Origin of the sequence: Pseudomonas sp. 20P_3.2_Bac5, from assembly GCF_025466035.1 — a bacterium.
Lineage (GTDB): Bacteria > Pseudomonadota > Gammaproteobacteria > Pseudomonadales > Pseudomonadaceae > Aquipseudomonas.
In genome coordinates this window covers 32886-45895 of the sequence record NZ_JANLOA010000118.1, presented here as the reverse complement: position 1 = coordinate 45895, position 13010 = coordinate 32886, and the positions used below count along the sequence as shown (strand labels likewise).

Annotated in this window: 11 protein-coding genes and 1 pseudogene; 1 reads left to right on the top strand and 11 read right to left on the bottom strand. The window is 63.9% G+C overall.

The features are described 5' to 3' along the window. Positions 1 to 71: 71 nt before the first annotated feature. The 8 genes and pseudogenes from NTD88_RS21645 to NTD88_RS21610 all read right to left on the bottom strand — a co-directional run bounded on the left by NTD88_RS21645 (position 72) and on the right by NTD88_RS21610 (position 9311). A pseudogene (locus NTD88_RS21645) lies at positions 72 to 889 on the bottom strand (phosphoglycolate phosphatase). Beyond that, on the bottom strand, positions 886 to 1560 hold the full coding sequence (gene rpe, locus NTD88_RS21640) for a ribulose-phosphate 3-epimerase (RefSeq protein ID WP_095156140.1): 675 nt from the start codon (positions 1558 to 1560) through the stop codon (positions 886 to 888). The pseudogene NTD88_RS21645 and the gene rpe overlap by 4 nt, the downstream one beginning before the upstream one ends. Before the next feature lie 123 nt (positions 1561 to 1683). Continuing rightward, positions 1684 to 2511, bottom strand: coding sequence for an ABC transporter permease (locus NTD88_RS21635; RefSeq protein ID WP_095156141.1), 828 nt, complete (start codon positions 2509 to 2511; stop codon positions 1684 to 1686). An 11-nt stretch (positions 2512 to 2522) separates the two neighbouring features. Next, positions 2523 to 3770: an ABC transporter permease gene (locus NTD88_RS21630; protein ID WP_095156142.1), complete on the bottom strand. Its 1248-nt coding sequence runs from the start codon at positions 3768 to 3770 to the stop codon at positions 2523 to 2525. A 67-nt stretch (positions 3771 to 3837) separates the two neighbouring features. Next, positions 3838 to 4872 (bottom strand): ABC transporter substrate-binding protein, encoded by a 1035-nt coding sequence (locus NTD88_RS21625; RefSeq protein ID WP_262153382.1) that lies wholly within the window; start codon positions 4870 to 4872, stop codon positions 3838 to 3840. Between the two features lie 40 nt (positions 4873 to 4912). Next, positions 4913 to 6037: an ABC transporter ATP-binding protein gene (locus tag NTD88_RS21620; RefSeq protein WP_095156144.1), complete on the bottom strand. Its 1125-nt coding sequence runs from the start codon at positions 6035 to 6037 to the stop codon at positions 4913 to 4915. A gap of 244 nt (positions 6038 to 6281) precedes the next feature. Beyond that, positions 6282 to 6911: a response regulator transcription factor gene (locus tag NTD88_RS21615; RefSeq protein WP_095156145.1), complete on the bottom strand. Its 630-nt coding sequence runs from the start codon at positions 6909 to 6911 to the stop codon at positions 6282 to 6284. 15 nt (positions 6912 to 6926) lie between these two features. Then, positions 6927 to 9311 carry a PAS domain S-box protein gene (locus NTD88_RS21610; protein WP_262153383.1) on the bottom strand — a complete coding sequence of 795 codons (2385 nt, stop codon included), beginning with the start codon at positions 9309 to 9311 and terminating at the stop codon, positions 6927 to 6929. 94 nt (positions 9312 to 9405) lie between these two features. On the opposite strand from NTD88_RS21610, the gene NTD88_RS21605 reads away from it, so the two are divergent. Then, positions 9406 to 10404 (top strand): alpha/beta hydrolase family protein, encoded by a 999-nt coding sequence (locus NTD88_RS21605; protein WP_262153384.1) that lies wholly within the window; start codon positions 9406 to 9408, stop codon positions 10402 to 10404. On the opposite strand, the gene NTD88_RS21600 is transcribed toward NTD88_RS21605, so the two are convergent. The 3 genes from NTD88_RS21600 to NTD88_RS21590 are packed head-to-tail and all read right to left on the bottom strand — an operon-like array spanning position 10401 to position 12857. Further along, positions 10401 to 11162, bottom strand: coding sequence for a DnaJ domain-containing protein (locus tag NTD88_RS21600; RefSeq protein ID WP_095156148.1), 762 nt, complete (start codon positions 11160 to 11162; stop codon positions 10401 to 10403). The genes NTD88_RS21605 and NTD88_RS21600 overlap by 4 nt on opposite strands. A gap of 1 nt (position 11163) precedes the next feature. Then, complete coding sequence (murU, locus tag NTD88_RS21595) at positions 11164 to 11835, bottom strand: N-acetylmuramate alpha-1-phosphate uridylyltransferase MurU (protein ID WP_095156149.1); 672 nt, start codon at positions 11833 to 11835, stop codon at positions 11164 to 11166. Continuing rightward, entirely contained in the window at positions 11832 to 12857 is a 1026-nt protein-coding gene (locus NTD88_RS21590; RefSeq protein WP_262131211.1) for an aminoglycoside phosphotransferase family protein, read from the bottom strand. Before NTD88_RS21590 ends, murU begins: the two co-directional genes overlap by 4 nt. Positions 12858 to 13010 lie beyond the last annotated feature (153 nt).

Genomic DNA, 13010 nt, shown 5'->3' with positions numbered 1-13010 from the left:
ATTGCCTCGTGGCAGTAGGGCAAGAAAAGTCGAATGGCAAACGTGCCGGATCAGAGCCGGCCGGAGAGGAGTCAGGCGCGCCAACGCCAACGGGCCAGGGCCTTGATGACTTTCATCCAGAGTTTGCCGGGTGCTACCACGATGGAATCTCTACCAAGGGGGGAATTGAGGTCCGCCAACGTTAGCTCAGTGGCTGCACCGAAGCAACCGGGAGCAAGGCGCGCAAATCGTCGATCACCAGGGCGGGCGATTCGTCGCTGATTGGCCGGCCATGGTTGTAGCCGTAGGTCAGGCCGACGCACTGTACGCCCGCAGCCTTCGCCGCCTGCACGTCACTGCGCGAGTCACCGACGAACAGGGCGTCGTGCGCCTGCACGCCAGCCATCTGCATGACAAACAGCAGCGCCGCCGGGTCCGGCTTCTTCTGCGGCAGCGTGTCACCGCCGATGATCCATCGGAAATAGCGACCGATCTGCATCTGGTCCAGCAGCGGGCCGACGAAGCGCTCCGGCTTGTTGGTGATCAGCGCCATTTCCACTTTCTGCTGGTGCAGCCACTTGAGGGTGTCGTGCACCCCGGGGTAGGTCACCGTCAGGTCGTGGCTCTCGGCATAGGCTTCCATGAAGATTTCCAGACCGCGCTCGGCCTCGTCGTCGCTCACCGCGCTATGGTCGATGCCACCGGCCAGCGCCCGGCGCACCAGCACCGGAGCACCATTGCCAACCCACTCGCGCACCGCGTCGATGCCGGCCGGCGCGCGATTCATTTCGAGCAGCATGCGATCGACCGCCACCGCCAGGTCCGGGACGGAGTCGATAAGGGTACCGTCCAGATCGAACATCACCAGCCTGGGCAGACTCCCGGGGAACAGCTGCTCGAAACCGCTCATGGGCGGGCCTGAGCCAGTTCGGCGCGCATCTTGTCGATGACTTCCTTGTAGTTCGGCGTGTTGAAGATCGCCGAGCCCGCAACGAAGGTGTCGGCGCCAGCGGCGGCGATTTCGCGGATGTTGTTGACGTTCACGCCACCGTCGATTTCCAGGCGGATATCGCGACCGCTGGCGTCGATCAGCGCGCGGGCTTCACGCAGCTTGTCGAGGGTGCCGGGGATGAACTTCTGGCCGCCAAAGCCTGGGTTGACGCTCATCAGCAGGATCATGTCGACCTTGTCCATCACATACTTCAGCGCTTCCAGACCAGCAGCCGGGTTGAACACCAGACCGGCCTTGCAACCGCCGTCGCGGATCAGTTGCAGCGAGCGATCGACGTGCAGGGTGGCATCCGGGTGGAAGGTGATGTAGGTAGCGCCAGCCTCGATGAAGTCGCCGATGATGCGGTCGACCGGGCTGACCATCAGGTGCACATCGATCGGCGCGGTCACGCCGTGCTTGCGCAGCGCCGAGCAGACCATCGGGCCGATGGTCAGGTTGGGCACGTAGTGGTTGTCCATCACGTCGAAGTGAACGATGTCGGCGCCGGAGGCCAGCACGTTATCGACTTCCTCGCCCAGGCGGGCGAAGTCGGCGGAAAGAATCGAGGGGGCAATAGCGAAGGGCTGCATGGCGCACCTGTAGGCAATTTCACGGTGGCGCGCATTGTACCTCACGCAACCGGCCTGGGGCTGCCCGGTGTCAAACACCTCGACGGATGCAGTCCGGGGCCGGCTGGCCGGCCCCAGGAAAGATCATTCCGGTTGTTGCGTACGCATTTTCTCACTGCGACCGCGCAGCCATTCCAGGGTCAGCAGCAGAACGACCGAGAAAGCAATCAGCAGGGTCGCTGCAGCGGCGATGGTCGGGCTGAGGTTCTCACGGATACCGCTGAACATCTGCCGTGGCAGGGTGGCCTGCTCGGGACCGGCGAGGAACAGGGTCACCACCACTTCATCGAACGAGGTGGCGAAGGCGAACAGTGCCCCCGAAATCACCCCCGGCGCGATCAGCGGCAGGGTCACCCGGCGGAATGCAGTCACCGGCGAAGCACCCAGGCTCGCGGCGGCCCGCACCAGGTTGTGGTTGAAGCCCTGCAGGGTCGCCGACACCGTGATGATGACGAACGGCACACCCAGCACCGCGTGCACCAGAATCAGCGAAATGAAGCTGTTGCCCAGCCCCAGCGGCGCGAAGAACAGGTAGCTGGCCACACCGATGATCACCACCGGCACCACCATCGGCGAAATCACCAGGGCCATGATCAGCGACTTGCCGGGAAAGTCCCCGCGGGTCAGGCCGATCGAGGCCAGGGTGCCGAAGACCATCGCCAGTGCGGTGGCCGCCGGGGCGACGATGATGCTGTTGGTCAACGCCCGCATCCACTCATCCGAGGCGAAGAAGTTGTGGTACCACTGCAGCGAGAAGCCTTGCAGCGGATAGACCAGGAAGCTGCCGGAGTTGAACGACAACGGGATGATCACCAGCACCGGCAACACCAGGAACAGCAGGATCAGGCCGCAGAGAATGCGCAAACTGTAGAACCAGACCCGCTCGACGGGCGACATGTAGGGGCTCAGCATGAATTCGCTCCTCAGCTCAGACGCAGGCGGCTGGAGCCGACCAGCCAGCTATAGATCAGGTACAGCAGCACGGTGGCGAGCAACAGCAGTCCGCCCAGCGCGGTCGCCATGCCCCAGTTGATGCTGGTGTTGGTGTAGAAGGCCACGAAGTAGCTGACCATCTGGTCGTTCGGGCTGCCCAGCAGTGCCGGGGTGATGTAGTAACCAATGGCCATGATGAACACCAGCAGGCAACCGGCGCCGACACCGGCGTAGGTCTGCGGGAAGTACACGCGCCAGAAGCTGGTGAACGGATGGCAACCCAGCGAGATCGCGGCCCGCATGTAGGTCGGCGAGATGCCTTTCATCACGCTGTAGATCGGCAGGATCATGAACGGCAGCAGGATGTGCACCATCGAGATGTACACGCCGGTGCGGTTGAACACCAGTTCCAGCGGCTTGTCGATGATCCCCAGCGCCATCAGCGCGCTGTTGATCAGTCCGCCCGATTGCAGCAGCACGATCCACGCGGCAACCCGCACCAGAATCGACGTCCAGAAGGGCAGCAGCACCAGAATCATCAGCAGGTTGCTCTGCCGGGTCGGCAGGTTGGCCAGCAGGTACGCCAATGGGTAAGCCAGCACCAGGCAGATGGCGGTGATGACGAAGCCCATCCACAGGGTACGGGTGAAGATGTCCAGGTAAATGGCCTGGTCCGGGGTGGCCGGGGCCAGTTCGCCCAGGTCGTCGATGCGATGGTCGACGGCTGCCAGCAGGTAGAACGGGGTCACGCTGCTGGTGTTGCGGCGGATCGCCTGCCAGTAGGCGGGGTCGCCCCAGCGCTCGTCCAGCTCTTGCATGGCATCTTTATAGGAAGCCGGTTCGGTCTTGAACGGCAGGGCCCGGGCGGTTTTCGCCAGGAGGCTGCGGTAGCCGGCCAGTTCCATGTTCAGACGCTTGGACAGGTCGCCCAGGGTCTGGTTCTTGCGCGATTCGGCGAGGTCTTCGCTCAGCGCCTTGTACACGGGCTCGCCCGGCAGGCTCTTGCCATCCCACTCGGCCACGGCGACCACGGTGCGCGGCAGGCCACTGACGACCTCGGGGTTGCCGACGCTCTTGTACAGCAGCGCGGCAATCGGCACGAGAAACACCAGCAACAGAAACAGCGCCAGGGGCGCGATCAGCGCCTGCGCCTTCCAGCGGTTGACCCGCTCGGCACGCGCCAGACGCTGCTTGAGGTTGGAACCTGCGCCTTCTTTGAGGGGCACTGCGATGGCCATAGCGAACTCCGGAAAATCTTGGAAACAGGGGGCGCCGGTGTCAGCACCGGCGCCCTGTCAGCACGGCTTACTTGGCCGCCCAGGCGTTGAAGCGTTGCTCCAACTGTTCGCTGTTGTCAGCCCAGAACGCCACGTCGATCTGCACCTGGTTGGCGATGTTTTCCGGGGTGGTCGGCATGTCCTTCTTGATCTCGTCGGACAGCAGCGCGACCGCCTTGGAGTTGGCCGGACCGTAGGCGATGTTTTCCGAGTAGATCTTCTGCTGCTCAGGCTTGACCGAGTAGGCGATGAACTTCTTCGCCTCTTCGGCGTTTTTCGCGCCCTTCGGAATGGCCCAGGCGTCGAAGTCGTAGATGCCGCCGTTCCACACCACTTTCAGGTTGCTTTCTTTCTGTACCGCGGCGATCCGGCCGTTGTAGGCCGAGCTCATCACCACGTCACCCGAGGCCAGGTACTGCGGCGGCTGGGCGCCGGCTTCCCACCACTGGATGCTCGGTTTCAGCTCGTCGAGTTTCTTGAAGGCGCGGTCCTGGCCTTCCTTGGTGCCGAGCACCTTGTAGACGTCCTTCGGCGCAACGCCGTCGGCCATCAGGGCGAATTCCAGGGTGTACTTGGCGCCCTTGCGCAGGCCGCGCTTGCCCGGGAAGTTCTTGGTGTCCCAGAAGTCTTTCCAACTGATTGGCGCGGTCTTCAGTTTGTCGGCGTTGTAGGCCATGACCGTGGACCAGACGAAGAAGCCTACGCCGCACGGCTGGATAGCGCCGGGAACGTAGTCGGACTCATCGCCAAACAACGAAGGATCCAGCTCTTCGAACATGCCTTCGTCGCAGCCGCGAGCCAGTTCCGGCGATTCGACTTCCACCAGGTTCCAGGACACGCTTTTGGTGTCGACCATGGCTTTGACCTTGGCCATCTCACCGTTGTATTCACCCGCGACGATCTTGCCGTTGCCCGCCTTTTCCCACGGTTCGTAGAACGCCTTGACCTGGGCCGCCTTGTTGGCGCCGCCGAAGGAAATCACGGTCAGATCGCTTGCCGCCATCGCCTGGGTCGCAGCGAACAGTCCCAGAGTCAGTGCGGTCAACTTCAAGTGCTTGAGCATTCTTATTTTCTCCACGTTGCAGGGGTTGGTATCGCAAACCTCATTGGGCTTCCAGAAGCGGATCGAGCGCACGTCCGTGCTCGACCGCCCAGCCCAGTGGTACCACGTCGCCCACGGCCAGGGCCGGGTCGAGTTCGGCGATAGGCTGCTTCACGAAGAAATCGGCCTTGCCGCAAACTTCCAGGCGTACCCGCACGTGGTCGCCCAGGTAGATGAATTCGGCCACCCGGCCAGAGAAACGGTTGACGCAGCTTTCGCTGTGGCCGTTCAGGCGCACGCGTTCCGGACGCACCGACAGGGTCACCGGCTCGCCTGGCTCACCGACGTTGACCGCCAGCGCCTCGACTTTCTCGCCGCGTGCCAGGGACACCAGGCAGCGGTCGCCGTCACGGCTGAGCAAGCGCCCGTTGATGCGGTTGTTCTCGCCGATGAAGTTGGCGACGAAGGTGTTCTTCGGCTCTTCGTAGAGGGTGCGCGGGTCGGCGATCTGCTGGATCTCGCCCTGGTGGAATACCGCTACGCGGTCGGACATGGTCAGCGCTTCGCCCTGGTCGTGGGTCACGTAGACCACGGTCACGCCCAGGCGCTGGTGCAGGTGTTTGATCTCCATCTGCATGTGTTCACGCAGTTGCTTGTCCAGTGCGCCGAGGGGTTCGTCCATCAGCACCAGTTGCGGCTCGAACACCAGCGCCCGGGCCAGGGCCACACGCTGCTGCTGACCACCGGAAAGCTGGCCCGGATAGCGCTGGGCGAAGGCATCAAGCTGGACCATGTTCAGCACGCGCTTGACCCGCTCGCTGACGTCGGTCTTGCTCAGGTTGCGCACGGTGAGGGGGAACGCCAGGTTCTCGGCCACGGTCATGTGCGGGAACAGCGCGTAGTTCTGGAACACCATGCCGATGTCGCGCTTGTGCGGCGGCACGTTGTTGATCGAACGGCCGGCCAGCTGGATCTCGCCAGCGGTCGGCGTCTCGAAACCGGCCAGCATCATCAGGCTGGTGGTCTTGCCCGAACCGGACGGGCCGAGCAGGGTCAGGAACTCGCCCTTGCGAATGTCCAGGTTGAGGTCTTTGACGATCAGCGATTCGCCGTCGTAGCTCTTCTGCACACCACGGAAGCTGACCAGCACTTCGCCGGTTCCAGCGCTCGAATTGACCTCACTCATACCCGCACCTTTTATTGGATGACTGCTGTGATCCAAGCGTAGAGAAGGGTCGGGGCTGAGCAAATCGGGGGGGCTGAGAGATTGATATCAGCCGGTTGGAAAGGTGGCTGTAGGGATTGCCCTACAAGGATGGCGGTTTTAGGTATGCACCCCTTCGCGAGCAAGCGCGCCCCCACACTCCCCCCGGTAGGAGCGAGCTTGCTCGCGAAAGGGAACACCGCAATCCCTGTCGCTTTCAGAACAGTCAGAGCAGCTTGTGCTCCATCGCGTACTTCACCAATTCCGCCAACGACGTCACGTTGAGTTTCTGCATCAGCCGCGCCTTGTGGGTGCTGATGGTCTTGTTGCTCAGCGCCAGCTGCTGGGCGATGTCGTTGACGTTGGCGCCCTGGGCCAAACGCTCGAACACCGAGAACTCGCGCTCCGACAACAGCGAATGCAGCGGCCGGGCATCCGTGAGGCCGACTTCGAAGACCATACGGTCGGCCAGGTCCGGGTCGATATAGCGCCCGCCGCCCGCCACGCGGCGAATGGCGGTGAGCAACAGCGCCGGGTCGCTGTCCTTGGTGGCATAGCCTGCAGCACCGACTTTCAATGCCCGCGCCGCCATCTGCGCTTCGTCGTGCATCGACAGCACCAGGATCGCTGGCGGCGAGTTCAACGCGCGAATCCGCGGGATCGCCTCCAGGCCATTAACCCCGGGCATGGAAATATCCAGCAAGACCACTTCGCATGCGGTGTGCCGCAGCGTCTCCAGCAACTGCTCGCCGTTGCCCGCCTCGCCCACCACCTGCATGTCCTTGGCCAGGCCAATCAGTTGCTTGATGCCTTCGCGCACGATGGTGTGGTCTTCGGCAACCAGAACTCGAATCACTTTTTCGCTCCTGTCTCAATCCAGAGGTATGCGCACGCGCAGGCTGGTGCCCTCGCCCGGCTCGCTTTCAAGGTGCATGTCACCACCGAGCATCAACACCCGCTCGCGCATGCCCACCAGCCCGAAGGAAGTGGGACGGCTGTCGTCCCGCACGAACCCAAGGCCATCGTCGCTGATAATCAGGCACAGCATGGGGCCGTCGAGGTGCAGTGTTATTTCGACAGTATGCGCCTGGGCATGGCGCATGACATTGGTCAGCGCCTCCTGCAACACGCGGAACAGGCTGGTGGCCTTGGCATCGCTGAGCGGCGGCAGGTTTTCCGGGACCTGCACCAGACACGGAATCTGCGTGCGCGCTTCGAAACGCTGGGCCTGCCATTCGATCGCCGAAGCGATGCCCGCATCGAGAATCGGCGGCCGCAAGGCCGTGGCCACATCGCGGACCAACTGGAACAGTTGGGCGATCAGACGCTTCATGCTGCCCAACCGCTCCGTCAGACCGGGGTCGAGGTCGGCGTAGGCCAGTTCGCACATTGATGTCTCCAGTTTCAACACTGTGAGCATCTGCCCCAACTCGTCATGGACTTCCCGGGCAATCCGCGCCTTTTCTTCCTCTCGCACGCTTTCCAGGTGTGCAGCCAGTTCCCGCAGTTGCTCCTGGGAACGGGCCAGTTCCAGCTCGACCTGCTTGCTCTGGGTGATGTCCCAGACGATACCGTCCCAGACCACCCGGCCACCGCTGAGTTTGCGGGCACTGGCCTTGATGTCTGCCCAGCGCTGTTCGCCCTGGCGGGTGAGGATGCGCCCCTGCCAGGACCAGTCGCTGTCGCTGGCCAGCGCCTGATCCTGGACACGGTGATAGTCGGCGCGGTCGGCGCTGTGGACCAGGCTGCGCAGGCCCATGTCCGGGTGCTGGATTTCTGCCGGCGCGTAGCCGACCAGCGCCTCGCTGCCTTCACTGATGTAGGGAAATTCCAATTCGTCGATGCCGGGATCGCGCTCCAGGCGGAACACCAGCCCCGGCACGTTGGCGGCGATACCCTTGAGCCGTGCCTCGCTTTCGCGCTGGGCGGCTTCGGCACGGCGGCGTTCGGTCACGTCGGTGAGGAACACCACCAGGTACTCGGCATCACGAAAGCGCAGGAAGCTCAGCGACATGTCCACCGGCAGCAAGCTGCCATCGGCGCGCAGCCAGCGGGTTTCGAAACGCTGGGCGGACTCATCGCTGGCCCGCGCGCGCTTCCACAAATCCAGCCAGCGGTCCATGTGCAGCTCAGGATCGAAGTCGATCAACGGCCGCTCGGCCATCGCCCCCGGCTGATAGCCGAGCATCGTTTCCACGGCGTGGTTGGCATAGCGCACATGGCTGTCCCAGTGCACCCAGAGAATGCCCACCGTGCTCTGATCGAGAGAGAACTGGCTGAGGCGCAGTTCCTCTTCGCGGGACAACCGCTGGGCCAGGTCTTCCCGCGCGGTCAGCAGGCTGTGCTCAAGGAAATGCTGCTGGCGGCGCTGCCAAATGATGATGGCCACCCCGCTGAAAAACAGCGCGGCGAACAACAGCGCAAGGTTCTGCCAGAAGCCCGGCGACTCGCTCAACCGCGGGTACTTGGGCTGCAACCAACGCGAGTGAAGTTGCTCCAGCTCCTTGGCCGGAATCGCCTGCAGGCCACGCTCGAGGATGTCGGCGAGCAGCGGCCAGTCACGCCGTGAGGCGACCCGGAGCAATTGCGGGAAACCGATATCGCCGACCACCGCCAGCTCGCTGAATTCGCTCTCCCGCGACAGCCGGCTCAGTTGCGCCTCATCCACCACCGCGTAGCGCGCCTGCTCGCCGACCACCAGTTGCAGGGCCTGGCGCTCGCCCGGCACGCCTTGCAGGTTGAGATTGGAATAGGTGGCGCGCAGGTAGTCGGCCACGGCGCTGGGCATGCGCACGGCGACCCGTTCGACGTCGCCGATCTTCTCCAGATCCACCGCCACCGCACCGCTGCGCGGACCGACGATCAGCTGCGGCACGCGCATGTACGGATCGCTGAACAACCATAGGCGCAGGCCTGCGGGCGTCTGGGTCAGGCCCGGTGCCAGGTCGACCTCGCCGCCGGCCAGCGCCCGTTCGAGTTCGGCCTGATCGGAGAAATTGCGCCAGGTCAGGTCCAGGCCAAGGCTGCGGGCGAGCATGTTCATCAGCTCGACGTTGACCCCGGACAGCTGCTGCAAACGCCGGTCGAACTGGGCAAAGGGGGCTTGCAGCACCATGCCGACCCGCAGGCTGCGGTGCTGCTCAAGCCACTGCCGTTGCGCCGGGTCCAACTGCACCGTAGTCGGCGCGGGCGCGGCCCAGACGATCAAGGGCAAGCAAAAACAGCCGATAACCCACAGACGGCACAAACGAATCATCTTGAATCTCGTCAATAGAAGGACGGTCGCGAGGCGTGGCCGTTCCGGACAAATACCATTAGGCTGCCGGTATCATTCTGGCCTGGATCGATCAATGTTCTCACTCTATCGCACGACGCTTCCTACGTTATGCCTGACCTTGATACTACCGTGTACCGTGCTCGCCGAGGATGGCAAAACGCCAGAAACCACGAAGGACGCCGCCGTAGTTCAACGTCAGCCGCTGGCCGAGCGGAGTCAGGAAGACGCGCTGGCGCTGGAACGTCAGGTGCCCAAGGAAGAACAGCAAACCCTGCAAGCCGGCAGCGATAACTTCCTGGCCTTGTGGAAGCCGGCCAATAGCCCTTCTCCCCATGGCGTTCTGGTAATTCTCGCCGGCGCGGGAGAAACCGCCGACTGGCCGAAGACCGTCGGCCCGCTGCGGCGCAAGTTTCCCGATGCCGAGTGGGGCACCCTGAGTCTGTCGCTACCCGACCTGCTGACCGAAAGCCCGGTTGCCCGCAGCGAAAGTCCCGCACCTGCACCGGAAGCCGCTGACACCAGCAAAGCCGCACCGGCGAAAGACACGCCCGCCGACGCCAACGCCAACATCGCCCAGGCCACCGCGCCGGAAGCGGAAACTCCTGACGCACCTGGTGTAGCGGGCGGCGGTGCAAGCAGTGACAGCACCGACGCCGAACGGATTTTCGCCCGCCTCGATGCCGCCGTGGCCTACGCCCAGCAGCAGAACGCGCGCAGTATTGTCGTGATCGGAAATGGCAGCGGCGCCTACTGGGCGACCCGTTACCTGAGCGAACGCCAGCCAGCCCAGGTGCAGAAACTGGTGCTGGTGGCCGCACAGACACCGCCGAAGGCCGAACACAGCCTGGACAGCCTGACCCCGTCGCTGAAAGTGCCGACCGCCGACTTCTATTACAGCGATCAGGAACAGGCCCGCCAGGCAGCAAGACAACGCCTGCAGGCCAGCAAGCGGCTCAAGGACAGCAACTACCGGCAAGTGGCGCTGACCGCGATGCCCGGCAACCGCACTGCAGAGCAGGAGCAATTGTTCAGGCGGATTCGCGGATGGTTGAGCCCGAGTCAGGTGGACTAAAAACCGTGGCGCTTGCGGATGATTGAGTAGGCCTGATGCAGTTCCCGCGTGCGCTCGGTCGCCTCGCGGACCCGGGCCGGGCTGGCGCCGCTGCCCTGCAGCTTGTCCGGATGATGGCGGCTCAGCAGGCGCCGGTAGGCTTGCTTGATCTGGCCGGGCTCGGCCTCCGCCGTCACACCGAGCAAGCGCAACGCCTCGGGATAACTGCCCGCCCCCTCAAGCGCAGCTTTGCGCGGCTCGTAGTCACCCGCCAGCGCCTGCACCTTGGCCGCCGACCAGCCCAGTTGCTGCCCCCAGTTCACCAGTAGCTCCTTCTGTTCGCGCCCGGCACGGCCTTCGGCCCAGGCCATGCGGCAACAGGCACGCAATACGCCTTCGGCAGCATGCGGCTGTTCCTTCAGGCGGCGCAGGTGCCCGTCCACTTTTTCGCGCCCGGCCTTGCCGCGATTGAACGCGGCGATGGCCTTCTTGCGGCCGGCGGTGTCCATCTCAAGCCGCTGCATCTCGTGGCGCGCCTGCTGAATATGCCCTTCGAGCACCCGGCCGCCGCTTTTGGCAAGGCGCCCCAGTAGCACGAACAGCACTTCGTCGTCCCGCAGCACCGGACGCCCGCCCAGCTTTTCCCGCAGGTGCGCCCAACTGTGCAATTGCAGTCGGCGGTCCATCGCCTGGCCGAGCAACGCCCCCAGCAACGCGCCAGGAATACTGGCGAGGGCAAAGCCGGCTCCGGCACCAATCACTGTGCTCGGCCACAACATCTCAGCGCTGCTCAGCGAGCAGGTGCTCGACTTCGGCAAGACGCTCCAGCGTCCCGACATCCACCCAGTGCCCACGGAAATGCTCGCCGCTGACCTGGCCGGAAGCCATGGCGTGACGCAGCAGTGGAGCCAATTTGAAAGCGCCCGCCTGGCAACCGGCAAACAGCGCCGGATGGATCACGGCGATACCGCTGTAGGTCAAGGTATCGCTGGCACCCTCACCGTCGCGCACTTCTCCGGCATCCAGGCGGAAATCGCCGGCGCCGTGATGCCCGGGATTGTCCACCAGCACCAGATGCGCCTGCCCTTGCAGCGGCTGGCGCAGGCGGGTGAAGTCGTAGTCGGTCCAGATATCACCGTTGACCAGCACGAACGGCTCGTCACCCAGCAGCGGCAAGGCCTTGAAGATCCCACCACCGGTTTCCAGCGGCTCGCCCTCGGCGGAGAAGCGGATGCTCAGCCCCCACCGCGAACCATCGCCGAGGTGGTCCTCGATCTGCTGGCCGAGCCAGGCATGGTTGATGACGACTTCGGTGAATCCTGCCGCCGCCAGCGCGCGCAGGTGATATTCGATCAACGGCACACCCGCCACCGGCACCAGCGGCTTTGGCGTGTGCAGGGTCAGCGGACGCATCCGTTCGCCCTTGCCGGCCGCGAGGATCATCGCCTTCATGGACGCGCCTCCGCAGCCGCGCGAAGACTGACGATCAATTCGCCCAGTTCGGCCAACTCCGGCCGCCGGGAAATCACTTCATCTATATAGGCAAAGAAACGCGGCACGTCGGCGAGGTAGCGCGGCTTGCCGTCGCGGTGGCAGATACGGGCGAAGATCCCGATCACTTTCAGATGGCGCTGCACGCCCATCAGGTCGCTGGCGCGATGGAAGTCCTCGAAATCCGCCTGCACCGGGATGCCCTCGGCCTGGGCACGTTGCCAGTAGTCGCGCAGCCAGCCGAGCACCTGCGGCTGCGGCCAACTGAGGAAGGCGTCCTTGAACAGGCAAGTGATGTCATAGGTGACCGGACCGTAGACGGCGTCCTGGAAGTCCAGTACGCCGGGGTTCGGCACACTGCGCATCAGGTTGCGCGGCATGTAGTCGCGGTGCACCAGGACCTTCGGCTGGGCCAAAGCGCTGTCGATCAGCAGGCTGCTGATGCGCTGCCAGGCTGCGGCCTGCTGCTCATCGAGGGTCACGTTGAGCTCGCGGCCGACATACCACTCGGGGAACAACTCAAGCTCGCGGCGCAGCAGCGCCACATCGTAGCTCGGCAGCGGAGCGTCCATGGGCAGGTGCTGGAAGGCGAGCAGTGCGTCGATCGCGTCGTGGAACAAGGCGTCGGCATTGCCGGTGTCGATCACATCGAGGTAGGTCTGGTTGCCCAGGTCGCTCAGCAAAAGGAAGCCGCGCTCCAGGTCTTCACCATGAATAACCGGCACATTGACATTGGCACTGGCCAGCAGGCGGGCGATATCGACGAAAGGACGGCAGTTCTCCTGGGGCGGCGGTGCGTCCATCACGATGAAGCTGCGGCCATCGGCCTGCCAGCGGAAGTAGCGGCGGAAACTCGCATCGCTGCTGGCGGCCGTCAGGCTGCCGGCGGGAACCGGACCCCAGCCCTGCTGTTGGAAAAGACGTGCAAGTTGCTCATCGAGCCAGACGTTGAGGTGCTGCAGACGTACATCGTGATCGGGCATTACAAGGGTCTCCAACGGCCCAGGGCTCTGGAAAAATGTATTCGAACGAAGGCCAGGCAAGGCCAAAACAGGCAACGAAGGCCGCGGGCGCGCCCGACTTTACCGGTTGTAGAGGGGCATTCCGAGCGCATTTACAACGCAACGCAAGCGAGC

Excerpts from the sequence above, each read along its gene's own strand:
- NTD88_RS21630 (WP_095156142.1), bottom strand. The coding sequence starts at position 3,770 with ATGGCCATCGCAGTGCCCCTCAAAGAAGGCGCAGGTTCCAACCTCAAG.
- rpe (WP_095156140.1), bottom strand. The coding sequence starts at position 1,560 with ATGCAGCCCTTCGCTATTGCCCCCTCGATTCTTTCCGCCGACTTCGCC.
- NTD88_RS21610 (WP_262153383.1), bottom strand. The coding sequence starts at position 9,311 with ATGATTCGTTTGTGCCGTCTGTGGGTTATCGGCTGTTTTTGCTTGCCC.
- murU (WP_095156149.1), bottom strand. The coding sequence starts at position 11,835 with ATGAAGGCGATGATCCTCGCGGCCGGCAAGGGCGAACGGATGCGTCCG.
- NTD88_RS21620 (WP_095156144.1), bottom strand. The coding sequence starts at position 6,037 with ATGAGTGAGGTCAATTCGAGCGCTGGAACCGGCGAAGTGCTGGTCAGC.
- NTD88_RS21635 (WP_095156141.1), bottom strand. The coding sequence starts at position 2,511 with ATGCTGAGCCCCTACATGTCGCCCGTCGAGCGGGTCTGGTTCTACAGT.
- NTD88_RS21600 (WP_095156148.1), bottom strand. The coding sequence starts at position 11,162 with ATGTTGTGGCCGAGCACAGTGATTGGTGCCGGAGCCGGCTTTGCCCTC.
- NTD88_RS21605 (WP_262153384.1), top strand. The coding sequence starts at position 9,406 with ATGTTCTCACTCTATCGCACGACGCTTCCTACGTTATGCCTGACCTTG.
- NTD88_RS21625 (WP_262153382.1), bottom strand. The coding sequence starts at position 4,872 with ATGCTCAAGCACTTGAAGTTGACCGCACTGACTCTGGGACTGTTCGCT.
- NTD88_RS21590 (WP_262131211.1), bottom strand. The coding sequence starts at position 12,857 with ATGCCCGATCACGATGTACGTCTGCAGCACCTCAACGTCTGGCTCGAT.